Source organism: Nonomuraea sp. MTCD27, from assembly GCF_041950495.1.
Taxonomy (GTDB): Bacteria; Actinomycetota; Actinomycetes; order Streptosporangiales; family Streptosporangiaceae; genus Nonomuraea.
In genome coordinates, this window is record NZ_JBGNUW010000001.1 from 337,952 (window position 1) to 358,414 (window position 20,463).

The 20,463-nt window shown below is 74.1% G+C and carries 19 protein-coding genes and 1 pseudogene; 6 read left to right on the forward strand and 14 right to left on the reverse strand.

What is annotated here, in order from left to right; genetic code table 11:
- Window positions 1-22 precede the first annotated feature (22 nt).
- From ACBJ59_RS01660 to ACBJ59_RS01700, 9 genes and pseudogenes are all read right to left on the reverse strand, one after another.
- Complete coding sequence (locus tag ACBJ59_RS01660; protein ID WP_375108373.1) at window positions 23-1,405, reverse strand: nucleotide pyrophosphatase/phosphodiesterase family protein; 1,383 nt, start codon at window positions 1,403-1,405, stop codon at window positions 23-25.
- Window positions 1,402-2,529, reverse strand: a complete 1,128-nt coding sequence (gene eboE, locus ACBJ59_RS01665; RefSeq protein WP_375108374.1) for a metabolite traffic protein EboE — start codon at window positions 2,527-2,529, stop codon at window positions 1,402-1,404. Before eboE ends, ACBJ59_RS01660 begins: the two co-directional genes overlap by 4 nt.
- Window positions 2,529-3,407, reverse strand: a complete 879-nt coding sequence (locus ACBJ59_RS01670) for a TatD family hydrolase (protein WP_375108375.1) — start codon at window positions 3,405-3,407, stop codon at window positions 2,529-2,531. The genes eboE and ACBJ59_RS01670 overlap by 1 nt, the downstream gene beginning before the upstream one ends.
- Window positions 3,407-4,009, reverse strand: a complete 603-nt coding sequence (locus ACBJ59_RS01675) for an EboA domain-containing protein (RefSeq protein WP_375108859.1) — start codon at window positions 4,007-4,009, stop codon at window positions 3,407-3,409. The genes ACBJ59_RS01670 and ACBJ59_RS01675 overlap by 1 nt, the downstream gene beginning before the upstream one ends.
- Window positions 4,009-4,965: a sugar phosphate isomerase/epimerase family protein gene (locus ACBJ59_RS01680; RefSeq protein WP_375108860.1), complete on the reverse strand. Its 957-nt coding sequence runs from the start codon at window positions 4,963-4,965 to the stop codon at window positions 4,009-4,011. The genes ACBJ59_RS01675 and ACBJ59_RS01680 overlap by 1 nt, the downstream gene beginning before the upstream one ends.
- Window positions 4,962-5,210: a hypothetical protein gene (locus ACBJ59_RS01685; RefSeq protein ID WP_375108868.1), complete on the reverse strand. Its 249-nt coding sequence runs from the start codon at window positions 5,208-5,210 to the stop codon at window positions 4,962-4,964. Before ACBJ59_RS01685 ends, ACBJ59_RS01680 begins: the two co-directional genes overlap by 4 nt.
- A 283-nt stretch (window positions 5,211-5,493) precedes the next feature.
- A pseudogene (locus ACBJ59_RS01690) lies at window positions 5,494-6,033 on the reverse strand (SCO3242 family prenyltransferase); the annotation flags it as partial.
- A gap of 303 nt (window positions 6,034-6,336) precedes the next feature.
- Window positions 6,337-7,485: an inositol-3-phosphate synthase gene (locus ACBJ59_RS01695; RefSeq protein ID WP_375108376.1), complete on the reverse strand. Its 1,149-nt coding sequence runs from the start codon at window positions 7,483-7,485 to the stop codon at window positions 6,337-6,339.
- Window positions 7,486-7,877: 392 nt separating this feature from the next.
- Entirely contained in the window at window positions 7,878-8,648 is a 771-nt protein-coding gene (locus ACBJ59_RS01700) for a carbohydrate ABC transporter permease (RefSeq protein ID WP_375108377.1), read from the reverse strand.
- Window positions 8,649-8,682: 34 nt separating this feature from the next.
- Between ACBJ59_RS01700 and ACBJ59_RS01705 the strand changes: the two genes are divergently transcribed.
- Window positions 8,683-8,874, forward strand: coding sequence for a hypothetical protein (locus ACBJ59_RS01705; protein ID WP_375108378.1), 192 nt, complete (start codon window positions 8,683-8,685; stop codon window positions 8,872-8,874).
- On the opposite strand, the gene ACBJ59_RS01710 is transcribed toward ACBJ59_RS01705, so the two are convergent.
- From ACBJ59_RS01710 to ACBJ59_RS01725, 4 genes are all read right to left on the reverse strand, one after another.
- Complete coding sequence (locus ACBJ59_RS01710; RefSeq protein ID WP_375108379.1) at window positions 8,875-10,896, reverse strand: SpoIIE family protein phosphatase; 2,022 nt, start codon at window positions 10,894-10,896, stop codon at window positions 8,875-8,877.
- 216 nt (window positions 10,897-11,112) lie between these two features.
- Entirely contained in the window at window positions 11,113-12,303 is a 1,191-nt protein-coding gene (locus ACBJ59_RS01715; RefSeq protein ID WP_375108380.1) for an FAD-dependent oxidoreductase, read from the reverse strand.
- A 1-nt stretch (window position 12,304) separates the two neighbouring features.
- Window positions 12,305-12,859, reverse strand: a complete 555-nt coding sequence (locus ACBJ59_RS01720) for a TetR family transcriptional regulator (RefSeq protein WP_364132841.1) — start codon at window positions 12,857-12,859, stop codon at window positions 12,305-12,307.
- Between the two features lie 79 nt (window positions 12,860-12,938).
- Window positions 12,939-14,747 carry a glycoside hydrolase family 15 protein gene (locus ACBJ59_RS01725; RefSeq protein WP_375108381.1) on the reverse strand — a complete coding sequence of 603 codons (1,809 nt, stop codon included), beginning with the start codon at window positions 14,745-14,747 and terminating at the stop codon, window positions 12,939-12,941.
- 161 nt (window positions 14,748-14,908) lie between these two features.
- On the opposite strand from ACBJ59_RS01725, the gene ACBJ59_RS01730 reads away from it, so the two are divergent.
- The 4 genes from ACBJ59_RS01730 to ACBJ59_RS01745 are packed head-to-tail and all read left to right on the forward strand — an operon-like array spanning window position 14,909 to window position 18,074.
- Complete coding sequence (locus tag ACBJ59_RS01730) at window positions 14,909-15,097, forward strand: hypothetical protein (RefSeq protein ID WP_375108382.1); 189 nt, start codon at window positions 14,909-14,911, stop codon at window positions 15,095-15,097.
- A gap of 34 nt (window positions 15,098-15,131) precedes the next feature.
- Complete coding sequence (locus ACBJ59_RS01735; RefSeq protein WP_375108383.1) at window positions 15,132-16,247, forward strand: glycosyltransferase; 1,116 nt, start codon at window positions 15,132-15,134, stop codon at window positions 16,245-16,247.
- Window positions 16,244-16,972, forward strand: a complete 729-nt coding sequence (locus tag ACBJ59_RS01740; protein WP_375108384.1) for a GDSL-type esterase/lipase family protein — start codon at window positions 16,244-16,246, stop codon at window positions 16,970-16,972. Before ACBJ59_RS01735 ends, ACBJ59_RS01740 begins: the two co-directional genes overlap by 4 nt.
- Window positions 16,896-18,074, forward strand: a complete 1,179-nt coding sequence (locus ACBJ59_RS01745) for a glycosyltransferase family 4 protein (RefSeq protein ID WP_375108385.1) — start codon at window positions 16,896-16,898, stop codon at window positions 18,072-18,074. Before ACBJ59_RS01740 ends, ACBJ59_RS01745 begins: the two co-directional genes overlap by 77 nt.
- On the opposite strand, the gene ACBJ59_RS01750 is transcribed toward ACBJ59_RS01745, so the two are convergent.
- Window positions 18,022-19,683 (reverse strand): PstS family phosphate ABC transporter substrate-binding protein, encoded by a 1,662-nt coding sequence (locus ACBJ59_RS01750; protein WP_375108386.1) that lies wholly within the window; start codon window positions 19,681-19,683, stop codon window positions 18,022-18,024. The genes ACBJ59_RS01745 and ACBJ59_RS01750 overlap by 53 nt on opposite strands.
- 242 nt (window positions 19,684-19,925) lie before the next feature.
- On the opposite strand from ACBJ59_RS01750, the gene ACBJ59_RS01755 reads away from it, so the two are divergent.
- Window positions 19,926-20,423 (forward strand): ATP-binding protein, encoded by a 498-nt coding sequence (locus ACBJ59_RS01755; protein ID WP_375108387.1) that lies wholly within the window; start codon window positions 19,926-19,928, stop codon window positions 20,421-20,423.
- The last annotated feature ends 40 nt before the right edge of the window (window positions 20,424-20,463 follow it).

Sequence of the window (20,463 nt, forward strand, 5' to 3'; positions counted from 1 at the left end):
GAGCCCGGCACGGGCTACCGATTCACCCCCTGACCGGCGTTCGGGCGAGGCTCAGGAGCAGGTCCTTGACCTCCACGGCCGCGTACCGTTCCCTGGCCGCGGACGCGTCGGAGCAGAGCAGGACGGGCGCGTCGGCGGGGTCGGCGGGCAGCAGCCCGTGGGAGCCGCGGACCGCCCGCGCCCCGGGGTCGAGGCCGACGACGTTCATGAGGTAGCGCAGGCCGAGCTTCTTGCGCAGCAGCGCCAGCCCGGCCCGGCGCTTGGCGGCGGCGGGGCCGGCCGGGTCGAAGAACAGCTCGGCCGGGTCGTAGCCCGGTTTGCGGTGGATCTCGACCAGGCGGGCGAAGTCGGGGGCCCGCGCCTCGTCGAGCCAGTAGTAGTAGGTGAACCACGCGTCGGGGTCGGCCAGCAGGACCAGCTCGCCGGAGCGGGGATGGTCCAGCCCGTGCGCCGCCTGCCCCTCCTGATCGAGCACCGTGGCCACGCCGGGCACCGACGCGCACAGCTTGGCCACGGCGGGCACGTCGGCGGGGTCGCGGACGTAGACGTGCGCCACCTGGTGGTCGGCGACGGCGAACGCCCGGGAGGTCCACGGGTCCAGGTACTCCATGCCGTCCTGCGTGTGCACCCGCAGCAGGTCCTCCGCGCGCAGGGCCCGGTTGACGTCCACGGGGCGGGAGACGTCGGTGATGCCGTACTCGGACAGGACCACCACGGTCCGGTCCCCCGCCGCGTCCAGCAGGGGCGCCAGGACGGCGTCGAGTTCGGCGGCGGCCGCGGCGGCCCGGGGGTCGGAGGGGCCGTAGCGCTGCAGGTCGTAGTCGAGGTGCGGGAGGTAGGCCAGGGTGAGGTCGGGATCGCGGGTGGCCATGACGTGCTCGGTGGCCCGGGCGATCCAGGCCGACGAGGCGATCCCGGCCCCCGGCCCCCAGTAGCTGAACAGGGGGAACGTGCCCAGCTTCGCGGTCAGCTCGTCGTGCAGCTCGGGCGGGTCGGTGTAGCAGTCGGGCTCCTTGCGGCCGTCGGCGCGGTAGATCGGGCGGGGCGTGACGGTCCAGTCGACGTCGGCGCCCATGGCGTACCACCAGCACACGTTGGCCACGGTGAAGCCGGGCCGCTCGCGGCGGGCGGCGTGCCACAGCTTCTCGCCGCCGACCAGCGCGTTGTGCTGGCGCCACAGCAGGACCTCGCCGAGGTCGCGGAAGTACCAGCCGTTGCCGACGACGCCGTGGCCGGACGGCGGCAGGCCGGTGAGGAACGTGGACTGCGCCGAGCAGGTGACGGCGGGCAGGACGGTGCCCAGCTCGGCCTGGAAACCGCTCCCGGCGACGGCGCGCAGGCGCGGCATGTGGGCCAGCAGCCGCGGGGTCAGTCCGACCACGTCCAGGACCAACAGCGAGGTCATGCCTTCACTCCCAGGTCGCACAGCTCGGTACGGGCGAAGTCCAGCTCACCGGCGATGCCGGCGGCCAGTTCGGCGGAGGTCGTGGGCCGCAGCGCCGGCGGCAGCACGCCCCAGGTGTAGGTCTCCACGTCGTAGTGGTCGCACAGCGGATCAGGCCCGCCGGCCAGCTCCGCGAGCGCCTCGCGCAGCACCGGGACGGTGGTGGCCAGGGGCGGGGCCGGGTCGGCGTGCAGCGGCACGTGGTAGTGGACCCGCCACGGGCCGGGCAGCCGGCGGTCGAGCGCCTCGTCGAGGTCGTCGGCCCGGTGCCCGGCGGGGGTGCGGGTCTGGTGCAGGAAGCGCGGCTCCACGTACTCGGCCAGCGCGGGCGGATGGGTGGTCTCCAGGGCGGCCGAGAGCTGGACCTTCACGACGGGCAGACCGGCCGCGCGCAGCGCGCCCAGCGCGTCGGCCGGGCGCTCCCACGCGCAGGCCAGGTGCGCCAGGTCCAGGCAGATGCCGAGCCGGTCGGTGTCGGCGCCGGCCAGGTGGGCGACGGCCTGTTCGGTGCTCTCCACGACGCAGCCGGGTTCGGGCTCGAACGCCACCCGTACGACCCGGCCGGTGGCGGACTCGACGGCGGCCAGGCCCGTGGCGAGCTCGTCCAGGCGGCGGGCGGCCAGGTCCGCCATCGCGGCGTCCCACGGCTCGCGCCAGCCGAGCGGCAGGGTGGAGACCGAGCCGCGGGCCGCGTCGTCCGGCAGCAGGCCGGCCAGGACGCGGGCCAGGTCGAGCGTGTACGCCAGCCGGGCCGGCGTGGTCCAGTCGGGGTGGTAGACGGCCCGCTTGACCACCGGGTCGTGGAAGGCGCGGTACGGGAAGCCGTTGAGCGTGACGACCTCCAGGCCCCGCGCGGCCAGCTCGCGGCCGAGCCGGCCGGTCGCGGCGGGGTCTGCGGCCAGCTCGGCGGCGACGGGCGCGGCCAGCCAGAGCCCCAGCCCCAGGACGTCGGTGCCGAGCAGGGCGCGGACCGGGACCGCGTACGTGTCGAACTGGGCGACGATGCCGTCGAGGTCCTCGGCCGGGTGCACGTTGGTGCAGTAGCTCAGGTGCAGCGGTGTCCCCGACGGGTGCCGCAGCCGCATCACTCGCCGCCGCGCCGGATCGAGCTGCCGGCGAACGTCGGCTCGGCGAACGCGGGCTCGGTGTCGCGGGCGCCCGGGCCGGCGGCGGTCAGGTCGAGGCGGCCGGACTGGCCGTAGAACTCCACAGGGTTGCGCCACAGCACCCGGTCCACGTCGTCCTCGCCGAACCCGGCCGCCAGCATCGCCCTGGCGGTCTCCTGGGTGAGGAGCGGGTCGGAGACGCCCCAGTCGGCGGCGGAGTTGATCAGCACGCGTTCCGGGCCGTGCGCGCGCAGGATCTCCACCATGCGCGGCGGCGACATCTTGGTCTCGGGGTAGATGGAGAACCCCATCCAGCAGCCGGAGTCCTTCACGAGCCCGACGGTCACCTCGTTGAGGTGGTCGACGGCGACCCGTTCCGGCGCGATGCCGGAGGCGGCCACGACGTCGAGCGTGCGCCGGGTGCCGCGGGCCTTGTCGCGGTGGGGCGTGTGCACGAGCGCCGGCAGCTCGTGCTCGACGGCCAGGGCGAGCTGCCGCTCGAAGGCGTCGTCCTCCTCCGGCGTCATCGAGTCGTAGCCGATCTCGCCGACCGCGACGACGCGGTCCTTGTCCAGGTATCGCGGCAGCAGGTCCAGGACGGGGCGGCAGCGGGGGTCGTTGGCCTCCTTGGGGTTGAGCGCGATCGTGGCGTGGTGGACGACGCCGAACTGCGCGGCGCGGTACGGCTCCCAGCCGATGAGCGAGTCGAAGTAGTCCGTGAACGAGCCCGGGTTCGTCCGCGGCTGCCCCAGCCAGAAGGCCGGCTCCACCACGGCCAGGACCCCGGCGGCGGCCATGCGGGCGTAGTCGTCGGTGGTGCGTGAGGTCATGTGGATGTGCGGGTCGAAGATGCGCATCAGGTCTCCTCGCGGGTGAGACGGCGGAGCAGGTCGGCGGCGTCGCCGGGCATGGGGCGCCCGGCCGCGGCGAGCTCGGCGGCGAAGTCGGCCAGCATGCCGGCCAGCTCCGGGTCGGCCCGCTCGTCCAGCCGGTCGACGGCGTCCAGCGGCACGCCCATGAACACGCACTTGAGCACCGCCTGCCGCCAGGCGGCCTGGTCGAGGTGGCGGGCGTACGGGCCGAGGGCGGCGGCCACCAGGCGGACGTCGTTGGTCCGGATGGCGTCGTGCAGGAGGGGGACGGCCTGCGTACCGACCGGCAGCATGGGCAGGGCCTTGAGCACGGCCCGCTTCTCGTCGGCGTCGCCGTGGTGGTAGAGGTCGCCGGCCTCGGCGGCGGCCCGATCGGGCGGGAGCGCGGCCAGCAGCAGCGTCCGCGCCGCCTCGTCGGCCGTCCAGCCGGGCGCGGCGGGCAGCGGCGCCCGTCCGGTACGCCGTCCGGCGGCGGCGAACGCCCGGCCGACCGTCCCGGGCCGCTCGGCGGCGGCCACGAGCGCGCCGTCCAGCCACGCCCAGTGCGCCGTGTCCCGGAGCGCGGCCCGCAGCCCCTCGGTCGACATCACGCACCTCCACCTTCGACAGCACCCCGCTCGGACCGCTCACCCTCACGGGCGGAAGCAGGCACCCCGGCCTGGCGCACGGACGCCCGCTCGTCCCCACCGGCGGAGGCGGGTGCCTCGGCCGGGTGGAGGGACGCCCGCTCGGCGTGGCGGAGGAAGGCCAGCGAGCGGGCGGCCACGTCGGGGGCGGCGTGCGAGTGGCGCGGCAGCTCGACGGCGACCAGGCCCCGGTAGCCGGCGGCGGCCAGCGCCCGCAGCACGGGCGGGAAGCCGATCTCCCCTTCCCCGAACTCGAGGTGCTCGTGCGTCCCCCGGCGCATGTCGTCGATCTGCACGTTGACCAGGTGCTCGGCGACGGCCGTGACGCAGTCGGGCACCGGCTCGGGCTCGTTGCACCGGCAATGGCCGATGTCCAGCGTGAGGCCGAACCCGTCCGGCGCGCCGAGTGCCCGGCGCAGCGCGTGCCAGCCGGCGATCGTGTCGACGAGCATCCCGGGCTCGGGCTCGAACCCGAGCGGCAGGCCGCGCGCCCCCTCCAGGACCCGCGCGCACCCCTCCACCAGCCGGTCCCAGGCCAGTTCGGGACGCACGTGGGCGGGACGTACCCCCGACCAGAACGACACCGCCTCGGCCCCCAGGTCGGCACCGATGGCGGCGGCCCGGAGCAGGAAGTCGATCCGCTTGTCGCGGTCGTCGTCGAGCAGGGTGGGGGCGTGCTTGCGGCGCGGGTCGAGCAGGTAGCGGGCGCCGGTCTCGACCACCACGGCCAGGCCGAGCGTGCGCAGGCGGTCGGCCACCTTGGCCACCCGCTGCCCCAGCCCGTCGGCGTAGGGGTCGAGGTGGTGGTGGTCGAGCGTGAGGGCCACTCCGGTGTAGCCGAGATCGGCGATGACGTCGAGGGCGTCGGGGAGGCGGTGGTTGGCGAAGCCGTTGGTGCCGTAGCCGAATCGGATCATGTCGGGGACAGCTTTCTGGCCAGGCGGCGGGCCAGCGGGACCACCGCGGCGAGGGCGAGACCGATGCGGGGCGCGCCGGCGCGTGCGGCCAGGGCGCCCTGGAGTGCGGGCAGGCTGACGATCCCGGCCGTGACGGCGGCGCGCACCCGGGCCGCCGAGGGATCGGCGACGGCACGGGCTTGCGGGGACCCGAACTGCGCGGCGTACCAGCCGGCGAGCCCGGCCTGCGCGACAGCGCCGGCCACGGGCCGCCTGGTGACGGGGAGGTGGCTCGGGCCGGACGGGTGACGGGCTTCGGGGCGTAGTCCCGGGCCGGATGAGCGGCGGGAACCTCGGAGGAGGCTGGGGGCGACTTGGCTGAGGGCTCGGAAGAGGGGCGCTCCGGTGGGGGCGGGGGGGGGGGGGGGGCGGGGGGGGGGGGGGGGGGGGGGGGGGGGGGGGGGGGGGGGGCCGGGGGGGGGGGGGGGGGGCCGCGGCGGTGGTGGCCACGGCGAGCGTGGCGGCCAGGGTGGCGGCCGGGCGGAGGCGGCTGGTGCCGGACGTCTCGCCACGGGACAGGTCGGTCAGGAGGTAGGTGTGGGCGGAGACGGTGAGGGCCGAGGGCAGCGCGGCGGCGAGGTGACGGCCGGGGGTGGCGCCCAGCAGCACGTCGAGGCCCCGGCAGGCGGCCATCGCGAGGGGTCCGGCGGAGGTGTTCTTCGCGACCAGGTCGTACGTCCACACGGCCGCCGCCAGCGGTACGGCGACCGCCAGGGCGCGACGCCCCCCGGTGAGCCCCGCCATGGCGACGCCCGCGACGGTGAGCCCGGCGGCCAGGGTCAGGGCGGTGCCCGGCGGCACCCGGCCCGACGGGATGGGACGCTCGGGCCGCTCGACGGCGTCCAGGTGCCGGTCGGCCCAGTCGTTGGCGGCCATCCCCGCCCAGTACAGGCAGACCGAGGAGCAGGCCAGGCCGAGCGTGCGCCCGCCGAGCGCCCGCCCGGCCGCCGCCCCCGCCACCACGTCGCCCGGGACCGACAACGCGGCCGGCGCCCGGACGAGCTCCAGCAGGTCCCGCAGGGCCGTCATCGGCACTTTCCTCTCACCAGGACCTCCCACGCCGACCCGCTCGGGCACCACGACCAGCACAGCACCGACCGGGACCGTGCCGGCCCGCACCGTGCCAGCCCGGACAGTGCCGGCCCGACGCCACGCCGTCCCTCGCCACCGGCCCCGGCGCGCGGGTCCTGCCGTGCCGGGCCGCTGCCGCGTCTTTCCACTTCCCCGCGAGACGTTCTGCCACGCTCGGGCCGCTGCCCGCGGCGCGGCGGGAGCCGGGGTAACGGCGGAGCGGTGTCACGGCGGAGGGCGGCGTCGCGGCGGACCGCCGGGTCACGGCGTGGCCTCGGGGCTGAGGGTGGCGATGAGGTCGTGCAGGGCCCGCCACTGCTCGGCCAGCCCGTGCGGTACCTCTCCGAGGGGGTCCTTGAAGAAGAAGGCCAGCTCCGTCAGCGGGCCGGCCCGTCCGGCGCGGTGGGCGGCGGCGGTGAGCCGGGCCAGGTCGAGGATCAGCGGCGCGGCCAGCGCCGAGTCGCACCCGTGCCAGGTGAACTCCATCCGCATGCCGGTCCCGAGGAAGCCCTCGAACGTGACGAGGTCCCAGGCGGTCTTGAAGTCGCCGAGGTCCTCCAGGTAGTCGATGCGCGTCTCCCCCTGCGGCGTGTAGCCGAGCGTCTCGGCCAGCACGCGCTGCTTGCTGGCCGCCTTGGCCGCGTTCGCGCCCGGCTGGGCGAGGTTGGCACCGTCGCCGCCGCCCAGCAGGTTGACGCCGGACCAGGTGCGGACCTTCAGGTGGCGCTGGGCGAACATCGGGGCGAGCACCGACTTGACGAGGGTCTCGCCGGTCTTGCCGTCGCGGCCGGCGTACGGCAGGCCGCGCTCGCGGGCGAGCGCGTCGAGCGCGGGCAGGCGGGCGCCCGTCGAGGGGGTGAAGTCGACGTACGGGCAGCCGGCGAGCAGGGCGGCGTACGCGGCCAGCGCGCTGGGCGGCAGGATGGCCTCCGGGCCGGCCAGCGCGGCGCGCAGGGCGTCGAGGTCGTCGTGGGCGGGGTGCGGCGGCGGGACGGGTTCGGTGGTCGAGACGTTGATGACGACGACGCGGTCCAGGTCGTGCACGCGGCGGAACCGGTCGAGGTCGGCGCCGATGGCCTTGGCGGCCTCGGCCTGCGTCGGCGCGGTGGGCACCGGCCGTACGCGCTGGTCGACGGCGAGGAGCTCCCTCTGCACGGCCAGGACGAGGGAGGACGGCACGACCCCCGCCTCGGCCAGCTCGGCGGCCTTCTTGTCCAGCGGGACGGAGGTGATGTCGTGGCCGCCGAAGACCAGGTCCCCGATGCCGGGCCGGATCCGGTCGCGCAGACCGGGCGACTCCAGGACGCATCCGGTGGGCGCGGCCAGGCCCGCCCGGATGGCGAGCGCTCCGACCATGCTGGTGACGGCGACCGAGCCGCGTGCCCCGATCAGCCATGCTCCGGTTCTCATGGGGTCTCCTCCGCGCGCTGGCCGGCGCACCGGCCGGTGAATCGCCTGATCGGCCTCGTCACACATCCTCCACAGAGGTCAGGCGGCTCCCGCGAACCGCGCGCTCGTTCCCGACCGCGGTCCGGCACGCGCCGCACCCGCGAGCCGTCGCCGGAGAGGCGGCTCGGGTGCCGGTGCCGGTGGCGATCGCTTCCAGGAAGCCTTCCCCTCGCGGGCGAAGGTCTGCTCGTGGCCGAGGCGGTGCCCCGGCAGCCACCGGACGTCGAGGGTGAACATGAGACGTAAGACGTTTGTGATGATCGGGCTCAGAGACCAGGATCCGCTGGAAACCGCCGCCGTTCAAGAAGGAGCCGAATCTTGTTCACGTTCTGCGGGCGGGTTTTGTGCGGAGGTCAGCCCTTCAGGCCGCCGCTGAGCAGGTCGAGCCGCCAGAACCGCTGCAGGAACAGCAGCAGCGCGATGAGCGGGATCACCGACACGGCGGCGCCGACGATGGCGATGCCGTACAGGGCGGGCTCCGAGGAGCCCTTGGACAGCAGGGTGTACAGGCCCACGGTGATCGGGAACGTGGACTCGTCCGACAACATGATGTACGGCAGCAGGAAGTTGTTCCACGTGCCCACGAACTGCAGCACGAAGATCGTCACCATGCCGGGGAGCATCATGCGCAGCCCGATGGCGCCCAGGATGCGATATTCGCTCGCGCCGTCGATCCTGGCCGCCTCCAGCGTGGCGTCGGGCACGGAGGCGGTGGCGTACACGCGGGCCAGGTAGATGCCGAACGGCGAGATGAGACCCGGCAGCAGGACCGACCAGTAGCCGCCGACCAGGCCGGTCTCCGACATGATCAGATACTGCGGGATCGCCAGCGTCATGCCGGGCAGGAGCACGCCGGCCAGGATCGCGTAGAACAGCACGGTCCGGCCGCGGAAGTCGTACTTGGCCATGGCGTACCCGGCCAGCGTCGAGATCAGGGTCGAGGCCGCGGAGCCGGCGACCGCGTACAGGGCGCTGTTGGCGGCCCAGAGCAGGAACCGGCCGTCGCCGTAGGCGAACAGGTCGCGCAGGTTGTCCAGCAGGCCCGTCCCGGGGGCGAACGTGAACGTGGAGAACAGCTCCGCGCTCGACTTGGTCGCGGCCACGACCACCCAGGCGACCGGCACCAGGCAGTAGAAGGCCCCGGCGAGCAGGACGAGGGTGGGCAGGATCCTGGCCCACGACCGAGGCGGCCGAGGCCAGCGGCAGGTCGTCGCGGAGGAAGGCGTCGCGGTAGATCTGCATGAGCGGCACGAAGCCGGCCAGGTACGGCGCCCGCGACCCGCGGCGGGCGCCGGGTGCCCGGCCCTGCCGGTCAGCCGCCTGGAGGACGGGACGATGTTCAACTGGTGATCAGCCGGTGGCCCGGGTGCGGGCCAGGAGGAGGGCGATGTCGTCCTCGGCCGGCGTGTCACCCAAGATGGCGCTGATCACGGAGGAGCACAGGCTCTCCAGCGGGAGCGCGCCCTGCGCCAGCGCGGCGGCGAGGCGCTCCATGCCCGCGTCCAGGTCCGCCTCGCGGGTCTCGATCAGGCCGTCGGTGTAGAGGGCGATCACGGTCCCGGGATCGAGCTCGAGGTCGATGGACTTGAAGGAGCTCAGGCCCAGGCCGATCGGGGTGCCGCTGGGCAGGCACGGGTAGGTCACGCTTCCGCCGGGGCGCAGGAGCGCCGGTGGCGGGTGCCCGGCCGTGGCCATGGTGCACCTGCGGGTGGCCGGGTCGTAGACCGCGTACAGGCAGGTGGCGCCGGTGGCGCCGAGCGGGAGGCCGTCGGCGCCGGCGTCCTCCTCCGCCAGGCGCACGACCAGGTCGTCGAGGTTGGCGAGCAGCTCGTCGGGCGGCAGGCCCAGGTACGCCAGGGTGCGTACGGCGGTGCGCAGGCGACCCATCGTCGCGGCGGCGTTGATGCCGTGCCCGGTCACGTCGCCGACGACCAGGGCGACCCCGGCGCCCGGCAGCGGGATCACGTCGAACCAGTCGCCGCCGACTCCGACGCCCACGCCGGAGGGCAGGTAGCGGGAGGCCACCTCGACCGCGTCGCCACCGCGCAGGTTGCGCGGCAGCAGGTCACGTTGCAGCGCCAGCGCGGCGGTGCGCTCGCGGGTGTACCGGCGGGCGTTGTCCAGGCTCAGCGCGGCTCGGGCGGCCAGCTCTTCGGCCAGGATCAGGTCGTCGCGCATGAACCGCGCCGCGTTGTGGTGGCGGACGAACACGGCGACGCCCAGGATGTCGCCCCGTGCCTGCAGCGGGACGATGATCAGGCTGTGCATCCCGGTGCCGTGGATGACCCTCGCCCGATCGGGGTCCTGGTCGAGCCAGGTGCCGGGCGAGGTGTCGAGGACGGGCTCGAAATGGGACCGGCCGGAGACCAGGACCCTGGTGAAGGGCGACGACGGCGGGACGAAGACCGCCTGCCCGAGCGGCCACAGGGATTCGGGGGTCCCGCCGTAGACCGAGGCCACCCCCGCCCGCCGGAACACGGGGATGCTCTCCTCCGTGGACGCCAGCCGCTGCAGGGGCTCACCGCCGGGGACGACCGACTCGGCGAGATCGACGGTGACGTAGTCGGCGAGCACCGGCACGGCCAGATCCGCCAGCTCCTGCGCGGTCTTCTCGACGTCGAGCGTGGTGCCGATCCGGATGCTCGCCTCGCGGAGCAGCGCCAGGCGGTCGCGGGCGCGGCTGTGGCTGATGTCAAGCGCCAGCGAGCACACGCCCAGCGGCCGGTCGTCCGTGCCTTCCAGGCGGAAGAGCGAGGTCGACAGCGTACGTTCCTCGCGGCCGTCCGCCGAGGTCCAGCGCGCCTCACGGTCGATCATGGGTTCGCCGTCGGAGAGCACCCTCCGCATCGCCTCCTTGGCGGACCGGGTGTCCACCCCCGGGATGAGCTCGTTCAGCGATCGGCCGAGCCGGTAGTGGGGGAAGACGTCGCTGAGACGCTCAGCCTCCGCGTTCAGCCAGACGCAGCGCAGGTCGAGATCCCAGATGGCCACGGCCACGGGGAAGCGGCTGATGAGCGACTCCAGCAGCGTGCCCGTCCCGCCCGACAGGTCCACGACCGCCGGCGTCGCCGACACGAGCCAGGCGTCCCTCCCCGGCGCGGTGGCGAGCCGGGCCCCCTCCACGCGCACGACGACCCGGTGGCCGTCGCGGTGGCGGATCTCGGCCACCCCGGACCAGTGCTCCCGGGCGGCCAGCCGCCGGACCGCGTCCTCCCGATCGGCCTGCGGGAGCAGGGTCGCGGCGGGGCGGTCGAGGATGTCCTGGGCGCGGTACCCGGAGAGCTCTTCGGCGGCCCGCGTCCAGCCGATCACGGTGCCCTCGGCGTCGATCAGGACGACTGCCGGTGTCGTCTCTTCCGCGGGTGTGGCCATGTCACCTTCCAACCGCGTCTCGACAAGAGTGCCCTACGTCAGGCCAGAATAATGCGGTTGACCTGGGTTTATCCTCGCTTGACCAAGCCTTGTCACGACATATGCTCGCAACTTCCCCACCCCGCTTCGAGCGCACCCCTGCCCACCATGCGCCGACAGACAGCGCCGACAGACAGGGCCGACAGACAGGGCCGACAGACAGGGCCGGCTCCGGAGCTACGCGGCGATGTGCTCCGGGCGGGCGCCCATGCCGATGAAGCGGCCCATGAGGTGCCGCAGCGGCGGCAGCGTCCGGAACGCGGTGAAGATCGGCGGCACGTGCTGTGTCGTGTCGTCGCCCAGGTCCTTGGGGTAGAGGCCGCGCAGGATCCTGAGCTGGAACGCCTGCGTCACCCTCGCGGCGCGTTCCCGGCGCGACTGCACCCGGGCCAGCTCGGCCTCCCCGGGGACGCCGCCCCCGGCGAGTAAGGGGCCCAGGAGGTTGGCGGTGGCCACCGCGTCCTGCACCGCCAGGTTGATGCCCACGCCGCCCGCGGGTGACATGGCGTGGGCGGCGTCACCGATGCACAGCAGCCCTGGCCGATGCCACCGGGGCAGCCGGTCCACCCGGACGGTCAGGTGGTGCACCGCCTCCCAGTCGAGCTGGTGGACGCGGTCGCGCAGGGCGGGCGCCAGGCCCGCCACCCGTTCCCGGAACGCCTCCAGCCCGGCGGTCTTGAGCTCGCCGAAGGCGGCCGCCGGGATCGCGTAGGCGATCTGCCAGTAGTCGCCGCGGTCGATGGAGATCAAGGCCCCCTTGCCGCCCTGGAAGAAGGGCACCCGATCAGGTGCCCTGCGGGGCAGGTGGAACCACAGCACGTCCATGGGCGGCGAGTCGCTCACGGGAGTCAGGTCCGCCCGCGCCCGTACGGTGGAGTGGCGGCCGTCCGCCCCGATCACCAGATCCGCCCGCACCTCCACGGGGCCGTCCTCGGTGTCGGCCAGGACGCCGGTCACCCGCCCGCGCTCGGTGCGCAGCTCCGTCACCCGGGCGCGGCGCAGGAGGCGGAAGGAGGGGAAGGCCGCGGCCTTGCCGGCCAGGAAGTCCAGCACGTCCCACTGCGGCATGAAGGCGATGTAGGGGCAGCGCACCCTCAGGCGGCTGAAGTCGGCGAAGGTGACGTCCTTGCCGCCCATGTTCACCGAGACCTCGGGCATCCTGGTGTGCGGGAGGCCGAGGAACTCCTCGATCCACCCCAGCTCGGCGATCACCTCCAGCGTGGAGGGGTGGACGGTGTCGCCGCGGAAGTCCCTGAGGAAGTCCGCGTGCTTCTCCAGCACGATCACCTCCACGCCCTGGCGGGCCAGCAGCAGCCCGGCCATCATCCCCGCCGGCCCTCCGCCCACGACACAGCACTGTGCGCGCATCTCATCCCTCTTCCGGAAACAGCAGCCCGACCAGGGCGGCGACGTCGATGGGGGTGCCCAGCCGCCGGTTGACGGCCACGGTGGCGAACAGGGTCCTGGCCGCCGTGGCGGTGTCATGTGCGCGCAGCTCGCCGGCGGCGACCCGCTCGGCCAGGAAGTCGCCGATCAGCCGCTGGCCCTCGCTCACCAGCGTCGCCAGCGGCGCGCGAGCCTGGGCGGCGCTGAAGAACACCGCCATCAGGTCGGCGTGGCCGGCCAGCAGGCGATCGAACGCCTCCAGCAGCTCGGTCAGCACGACGGTGGCCGGGCGGCTGTCGAGGGCGTCGGCCCGCAGCTCCCGCAGCCGGGGCAGGAAGCCCCGCTCCGACAGCAGCGTCGCCACCATCGCCTCCTTGCTGTCGAAGTAGCGGTACAGCAGGCCGGGGGTCACGCCGGCCGCCTGCGCCACGTCCTTGACCGTGGCGCCGTCCACGCCCTTGGCGGCGAACACCTTCAGCGCCGCGTCCAGCAGTTGCTCCCGGCGCCACACCGCCTGCTCGTTTCGTGTCCTGGCCATCGCCCCACCTACATTGAATAAACGTTTATTCAATGTAGCACGCCCGGGCCTTCCCGTCCCGCGGTCGGGTGGCGCCGGGTCAGCCGAGGGCGTGGTCGAGGTTGAAGGCGGCGCTGATGAGCGCCAGGTGGGTGATGGCCTGCGGGAAGTTGCCGAGCTGCTCCCCGGTGTGCCCGATCTCCTCCGCGTACAGCCCGAGGTGGTTGGCGTAGGTCAGCATCTTCTCGAACGCCAGGCGGGCCTCGTCGACGCGGCCGGCGCGGGCCAGCGCCTCGACGTACCAGAACGAGCAGATCGAGAACGTGCCTTCGGGACCCTCCAGGCCGTCGGGGCTGACCTCCGGGTCGTAGCGGTACACCAGCGAGTCCGAGACCAGCCCGAGGCCGAGCGCGTCGAGGGTGGACAGCCACTTGGGATCGGTGGGCGAGACGAACTTGGCCAGCGGCATCATCAGGATGGACGCGTCCAGCACGTCCTCGTCGAAGTGCTGCACGAACGCCCGCGCCCGCTCCGACCACCCCTGCCGCATGATGTCGCGGTAGATCGTGTCCCGGTTGGCGCGCCAGCGGGGGATGTCGGCGGGCAGGCCGCGCTGGGCGGCCATGCGCATGGCGCGCTCGATGGCGACCCAGCACATCAGCCGCGAGTAGACGAAGTTCTTGCGCCCGCCGCGCGTCTCCCAGATGCCCTCGTCGGGCTGGTCCCAGTTGTCGCAGACCCAGTTGACCAGCGTGCACACCTGGTCCCAGCGGTCGCTGGAGATGGGGTCGCCCCACTTGTTGTAGAGGTAGACGGAGTCGATGAGGGCGCCGTAGATGTCGAGCTGGAGCTGGCCGGCGGCGGCGTTCCCGATGCGTACGGGGGCGGAGGCCCGGTAGCCCTCCAGGTGGTTCAGCTCGTGCTCGGGCAGGTCGCTGCGGCCGTCGATGCCGTACATGATCTGCAGCGGCCCGTTGGGGCCGTCGCCGCTGAGCGGGACGTGCCTGGACAGGAAGCCCATGAACGCGTCGGCCTCCTCGGTGAAGCCGAGCCTGAGCAGGGCGTAGACGCAGAACGCGGCGTCGCGTATCCACACGTACCGGTAGTCCCAGTTGCGCCCGCCGGCGATCCGCTCGGGCAGGCTCGTCGTGGGGGCGGCGACGATGCCGCCGGTCGGGGCGTACGTGAGCAGCTTCAGCGTCAGTGCCGAGCGGTGGACGACCTCCCGCCAGCGGCCCCGGTAGCGGGAGGCGGACAGCCACCGGCGCCAGTACCGCACGGTGGCGACGAACTCCCGCTCCGCCTCCTCCATCGGGCAGCCGCGCGGCGTGATCCCCAAGCCGACCCGGTCGAGGGCGAACACCGCGTGATCGCCCTCGTTGAGCTCGAACGCGCTCCAGACGTCCCGCCCGTCGGTCTCGACCGGCACGCTGGCCGACAGGGCCAGCGCCAGGGACGGCGACTGGAAGGTCGTCCGGAACCCGTCCTGGTGGACGGTGTGCTCCTGCCTGGCGTAGTCGAAGCGGGGCGCCACCCGGACGCGGAACGGGAGCGTGCCGCGGACGCAGGAGACGCGCCGGATCAGCCGGTGCCGGTCGGCCTCGCGCGAATCGTCCGCGATCGGCATGAAGTCCTGGATCTCGCCCACCCCGTCGTCGGCGAAGAAGCGGGTGATCAGGACGTTGGTGTCGGGGAAGTAGAACTGCTTGGTCGTCGCCGGGGTGTCGGCGGCCAGCTCGAATGACCCGCCCCGGTCGGCGTCCAGGATCGAGGCGAACACGCTGGGGGCGTCGAAGGACGGGCAGCAGTACCAGTCGATGGTGCCATTGGTGCCAACGAGCGCGACGGTGCGCAGGTCGCCGATGAGCCCGTGTTCCCCGATCGGCAGGTAACGGGTGTCTGCCTGCATGTCCCCAACGTATGCAGGCGGGCGGCACGATGGGCTCCGCCGTTCGTCAAGGGATTCCCATTCCTTGACGTTTCACCCTTCATGGGCGCCCTGGTGAGTGCCTGGAAACCTCAGTCGCAACAGAGCATGCTCAGACTCCGCCCAACAGATCATGGAGGTGGGTGTCGGGGTACAGCAGACGCGACTTCCTGTCCGCCGTCGGCGTGTCCGGCGGGGCAGGGGCGCTCTTCGCGGCCATGGGCGCGCTCGGGCTCGCGCCGTCGGCCGCGGCGGCCGCGAAGGGCGCCTTCGACCCGCCGGGCACGTGTTATTCGCCGGCGACCGTTAGTGGCCGCTTCATCCCTCATTAGCGGGGGAGGTCGCCCGCGCGGCAACCATCCGATCATGCGCATCGTACGGCTGGCGAACTTCGTCACCCCTTCCTCGGGCGGCCTCCGGGTCGCCCTCGACGAGCTCGGCGCCGGGTACGCGGCGTCGGGCCACGAACCCGTACTGGTCGTTCCCGGTGAGCGGGCCCGGGAGGCGGAGACGGCGGGCGGGCGGGTCATCACCCTGCCCGGCCCGCTCGTCCCCGGGCTCGGCGGTTACCGGGTCATCGCCGCCCGCCGCCCGCTGCGGCGGCTGCTGGAGGAGCTCCGGCCCGACCGCCTGGAGGTCTCGGACCGCACCACCCTGCGCTGGACCGGCGCCTGGGCGCGGGCCCAGGGGATCCCGTCGGTCATGGTCTCCCACGAGAGCCTGTCGGCGCTGTTCCGCCTGTACGGCCCGCCCGCGCGGCTCGCCGACGCGCTCAACCGCGCCACGGCCGCCCGCTACGACACCGTCATCTGCACGACCGCGTGGGCCGAGGCCGAGTTCAGGCGTCTGGGCGCGGCGAACGTGACCCGCGTGCCGCTCGGGGTGGACCTCACCACGTTCGCCCCCGGCCGGTACGACGCCCGGCTCCGCTCCCGGCTGGCCCCCGGGGGCGAGGCGCTGCTGGTGCACTGCGGCCGGCTGTACCCGGAGAAGCGGCCGGACCGCTCCGTCCTGGCCCTGGCCGAGCTGCGGCGCGCGGGCGTACCCGCCGTGCTGGCGGTGGCCGGTGACGGGCCGTTGCGGCGCCCGCTCGAAAGGCGCGCGGCGGGGCTGCCGGTGGTCTTCCTCGGCCACGTCACGGAGCGCGCCCGGCTGGCGGCGCTGCTGGCGACCGCCGACGTGGCCCTCGCGCCCGGTCCGGTGGAGACGTTCGGGCTGGCCGCGCTGGAGGCGCTGGCCAGCGGCACCCCGGTCGTGGCGAGCCGTGACAGCGCCCTGCCGGAGGTCGTCGGAGCGGCGGGGGTCGCGATCGAGGACGATCCCGCCGCGTACGCGCGGGCCGTGGAGCTGCTCCTGTCGCCGTCGGACCCGCCGCGCGCGGTGGTCGCGCGCGCCCAGGCCGAGCGGTACGGCTGGCCGGCCGCGGTCCGGGGCTTCCTGCGCGCCCACGGCCTGGCCGGCACCCCGGTGAGGCCCGGATGAGCGGCCATCGGCACGCCCCCGAGCCCGGGACGGGCGGCGGGCCGGGGCGCCCCGGGATCCGGCTGGCGGCGCTGGGCGACTCGGTCACCGTGGGGCTCGGCAACTACGCGGTCTGCGGCGCGCGCGTGGCCGACGTGCTGCGCGACCAGCTCCCCCGCGCCCTGGAGCTGCGGCCGTCGCTGGCCACCGTGCTCGTCGGCGTGAACGACACCCTGCGCGGGGACTTCGACCCGGCCGTCTTCGCGGCCGACTACGAGCAGCTGGTGGCGCGACTGAGCGAGACGGGCGCCACGGTGCTCACCAGCACGCTGCCCGACCCGCGCATGTGGGGCCTGGACCGGCTGCACCCGAGCGAGCGCGGCCACCGGCAGCTCGCCCGGCTCTTCGCCGCCCGGCTGGGGACCCGGGGCCTGGCGGTCCGCCTGCCGGACCCCGAGCCGGCCGCTCCCGAGCCCACGGCGTGGGCCGGCGCGTTCTGGCTGGCCACGGCGGGCACGGCCTGGCTGGCCAGGCGCTGCTGGGACTTCCTGCCGGCCTTCGCCCGGCTCGTCGCCGAGGAGCGGCGGCAGACCCGCGTTGCCGTGGAATTCGCCTGCCGGGCGCCTGCTGGTGAGCCGCGAGTCGACCGCGACAGGGATGTACCGGAGCATGAGGGTCGCCATCGTGGCCGAGTCGTTCCTGCCGCAGGTGAACGGGGTCGTCAACTCGGTCTGCCACATCCTTGACCATCTGGCCGCGACCGGGCACGAGGCGATCGTGCTCGCGCCCGCCCCCGCGCCGCCCGCCTACGCCGGTTTCCCCGTCCATCCGATCCCCGGCCTCGCCCTGCCGTTCTACCGTTCCGTCTCGGTGGGGCTGCCCGGCAGGCGCGTCAGGCGCACGCTGAGCGGGTTCAAGCCCGACCTCGTCCACCTCGCCTCCCCCGCCGTGCTCGGCGCCTCGGGCGCGGCGGCCGCGCGCCGGCTCGGCGTCCCCGCCGTCGCGGTGTTCCAGACCGATCTGGCGGGGTTCGCCCGCCAGTACGGCCTGGGCGCGGCCGGCGGCGCCATCTGGTCCTGGCTGCGCCGCGTCCACCGGGGCGCGGCCAGAACCCTCGCCCCCTCCAGGGCGACGCTGCGGGAGCTGTCCGCCCGCGGCATCCCCCGCCTGGCCCTGTGGGGGCGCGGCGTCGACCTGGAGCTGTTCCACCCGCGCCGCCGCTGCGCGGCCCTGCGCCGCCGGCTCGCCCCCGGCGGGGAGGTCGTGGTGGGGTACGCGGGCCGCCTGGCCGCCGAGAAGCAGGTGCACCGGCTCGCCGCGGTCGCGGACCTGCCCGGGGTGCGGCTGGCCGTCGTCGGGGCGGGGCCCTCGGAGAGGAGCCTGCGGCGCCGGCTGCCGGAGGCGGAGTTCCTCGGCCTGCGTACCGGGCCCGACCTGGCGCGGGCGGTGGCGTCGTTCGACGTGTTCGTGCACACCGGCAGCAACGAGACGTTCTGCCAGGCCGTGCAGGAGGCGCTGGCCTGCGGCGTGCCGGTGGTCGCGCCGGCCGCCGGGGGACCGCTCGACCTCGTCCGGCCCGAGGTCAACGGCCTGCTCCACCCGCCGGACGACCTGCCCGGGCTACGGGCGGCCGTGGCCCGGCTCGTGGTGGACGCCTCACTGCGGGCGCGCCTGGCGGGGCTGGCCCGGGCGTCGGTCGCCGGGCGCGCCTGGCCGGCGTTGTGCGAGGAGCTGCTCGCCCACTACCGCGACGTGCTGGAGGTGCCGATGCCCGTGGCCGGATCGCCGGGGACGCTCAGCGTAGATGGCACAGCTCCACGGGACCCTCCGCCCCCGTGCACGGCCTGAACCCCGCCTCCGTCAGCCGCACCCGCGCCAGGCTGTGGCCGCGGACGAACTGCAGGAAGTTCGCGGCCGCCGAGCCCGGCCGCGGCCGGGCCCTCAGGTAGAGGTACTCCACCGTCCAGAACGGGTAGCCGGACTCCACGGCGGTGGCGGCGTCGAACGCCTTGCCGTCGAGGGTCAGCGCCGTGATGCTGCCCGCCCGGCGGGCCTCGGCCACCGATGCGGCGTCGGCGTACCCGATCGCGCCCGGGGTCGTGCTGATCTTCTCCAGGACCTCCGCGTTGTCGTCGCGCTCGCAGCGGATCACGGGCGCGTCCGGGTTGCGGTCCTTCTCCAGGCACTCCTCGGAGGAGAGCACGTTCTCGCCGGTGCCGAGCACCCTCTCCTCGAACAGCTGCCGGGTGCCGGAGTCCTGGCCGCGGCCGACGATCCTGATGGGCAGCGACGGGCCCTCGCCGCGGACCTGCCTCCAGTCGGTCCAGACGCCGCTGTTGATCTTCTGGAGGTCCTCGACGCCCAGCGTGGTCAGCCCGACCCCGCTGTTGACCACCACGAAGTAGACGACGATCGCCAGCCGTTCCCCGTACAGCCGGTCGTGATAGCGGCTCTTGCCGTCCGACAGCGCGATGCGCCCGTCCGCCCGGGCCGCGTCGGCGTTCAGCAGGCCGCGCACGCCGCTCAGCGAGCCGGTCTCCCGGGTGGCGATCTCGGTGTCGTCCCCGCACACCCGGGTGTACTCGGCGGCGACCGCCCGCATGGTCTCCATCAGCACGCTCGACCCCTCCACGCTCAGCTCCCCGGACGCGCACGCGACCGAACTGTCGACCGGGCGGGCGAGCTGGCTGAGCACCAGGACCAGGGTGAGCAGCACGACGAGCGTGGCGCTGACGCGCGGCAGGGTGACGCGGCGGGCCTTGCTCTCGTCCTTGATCAGGCCGGCGTCCTTGAGCTTGCCGGCGTGCTCGACGACCTTGGTGATGTCGTCCACCCCGCCGGGGCCGGCCTCGCGCAGGACGACGACGAGCTTGGCCTTCTGCCCGCGTTTGAGGGTGAGCCGGTCCAGCCGGACGCCGTGCCAGTTCGGCTCGGCGACCTCCTGGTTCTGGGCGCCGCCGACCCAGCGCGCCATGCGGTCGGACAGGCGCCGGCGTACGGTGAGCAGGTTGTCGCGGGCGGGCTTGTCCTCGTCGGGGAAGAACCGCAGCGAGTCCCGTAACCGCTGGCGCAGCTCGGGAGTGCTGGCGTCGGAGACCCGGGCGTTCCACACGACGCGCCCGCCGAACGTGAACGACAGCGCCTTGTCGAAGTCGTCGGGGTCGATGTCGTAGCTGCCACTGTTGCGGATGCGGATCACCACGATGCTCATCCGGTCGAGCAGCCGGACGACCCGGCTCAGCTGCGGCGGCCCCGCCTCGGCCGGATCCGCCCCGTCGAGCCGCTCGGGGCCGACGCCGATCTTGGAGTTGTACAGGACGCGGAACGTGAGGCGCTTGCGGCGTACGACGAGCCGGTCGACGAAGGGCGCGGCCATCAGCAGCGCGATCCCGAACAGCACGGGACCGACGCCGCCGAGGAAGTTCACCAGCCGGCCCAGCAGTTCCAGCACGACCACCCACGCCCCCTTGGGTCAAGCTGCCTCAATTCTCGTGGCCGGCGGGCTTATGGGGCGCGTGTTGCCAGGTGTTCACGAAGAATTACGGGTCAGTAAATATCGTCATACGCTCCCCGGCCTGGCGGGCCAGGGGAACCACGGCCCGCCCGGCGGCCGGCTCGCCATCCGGACGTTTGGCGATCTCCTGCGGGGAAAGCTCCAAAGGGGCCAACGGACTCCTCCTGGCCCCCGGCGGCGAGACGATGATGACTTTCGAGTTCGAACTGCGCTGTCCCATCACGGCCGACCTCGGCCTGATGAGGGACCTGGTGCGCATCCACGGTCACCACAGCGGCCTGCCCCGTGGGCGGCTGGAGGACCTCGTGCTGGCCGTGAACGAGGCCGTCACCAACGTGTTCGACCACGGCGGCGGGTCGGGCACCCTCACCGCCCGCACCGCCGTCGGCCGGATCGTCGTGGAGATCCTCGACGTCGCGGGCCGCCTGACCCGCGACCACCTCGCCTCGGCCCGCGTCGACCCGGCCGGGTCCCACGGGTACGGCCTGTGGGTGATCCAGCACCTGTGCGACGAGGTCGCGCTCGAACAGACCGGCCACGGCTCCCTGCTCACGCTGGGCGTCCGCCACCACCCCGCCGTGCCCCACCGGCCCGACCAGCGGCCCGACCACCGGCCCGACCAGCGGCCCGACCAGCGCGTCCGGAGCGACCACCACCCCGCACAACCGGTCGGCGTGCCATAGCCGATGGCCGATCGTGCGCGATGGCCCCACCCGCCTTGAT

Bases quoted from the DNA above. Each gene is read 5' to 3' on its own strand.
- ACBJ59_RS01660 (WP_375108373.1), bottom strand. From the start codon at position 1,405: ATGACCTCGCTGTTGGTCCTGGACGTGGTCGGACTGACCCCGCGGCTG.
- eboE (WP_375108374.1), bottom strand. From the start codon at position 2,529: ATGCGGCTGCGGCACCCGTCGGGGACACCGCTGCACCTGAGCTACTGC.
- ACBJ59_RS01670 (WP_375108375.1), bottom strand. From the start codon at position 3,407: ATGCGCATCTTCGACCCGCACATCCACATGACCTCACGCACCACCGAC.
- ACBJ59_RS01675 (WP_375108859.1), bottom strand. From the start codon at position 4,009: ATGTCGACCGAGGGGCTGCGGGCCGCGCTCCGGGACACGGCGCACTGG.
- ACBJ59_RS01680 (WP_375108860.1), bottom strand. From the start codon at position 4,965: ATGATCCGATTCGGCTACGGCACCAACGGCTTCGCCAACCACCGCCTC.
- ACBJ59_RS01695 (WP_375108376.1), bottom strand. From the start codon at position 7,485: ATGAGAACCGGAGCATGGCTGATCGGGGCACGCGGCTCGGTCGCCGTC.
- ACBJ59_RS01710 (WP_375108379.1), bottom strand. From the start codon at position 10,896: ATGGCCACACCCGCGGAAGAGACGACACCGGCAGTCGTCCTGATCGAC.
- ACBJ59_RS01715 (WP_375108380.1), bottom strand. From the start codon at position 12,303: ATGCGCGCACAGTGCTGTGTCGTGGGCGGAGGGCCGGCGGGGATGATG.
- ACBJ59_RS01720 (WP_364132841.1), bottom strand. From the start codon at position 12,859: ATGGCCAGGACACGAAACGAGCAGGCGGTGTGGCGCCGGGAGCAACTG.
- ACBJ59_RS01725 (WP_375108381.1), bottom strand. From the start codon at position 14,747: ATGCAGGCAGACACCCGTTACCTGCCGATCGGGGAACACGGGCTCATC.
- ACBJ59_RS01735 (WP_375108383.1), top strand. From the start codon at position 15,132: ATGCGCATCGTACGGCTGGCGAACTTCGTCACCCCTTCCTCGGGCGGC.
- ACBJ59_RS01740 (WP_375108384.1), top strand. From the start codon at position 16,244: ATGAGCGGCCATCGGCACGCCCCCGAGCCCGGGACGGGCGGCGGGCCG.
- ACBJ59_RS01745 (WP_375108385.1), top strand. From the start codon at position 16,896: ATGAGGGTCGCCATCGTGGCCGAGTCGTTCCTGCCGCAGGTGAACGGG.
- ACBJ59_RS01755 (WP_375108387.1), top strand. From the start codon at position 19,926: ATGATGACTTTCGAGTTCGAACTGCGCTGTCCCATCACGGCCGACCTC.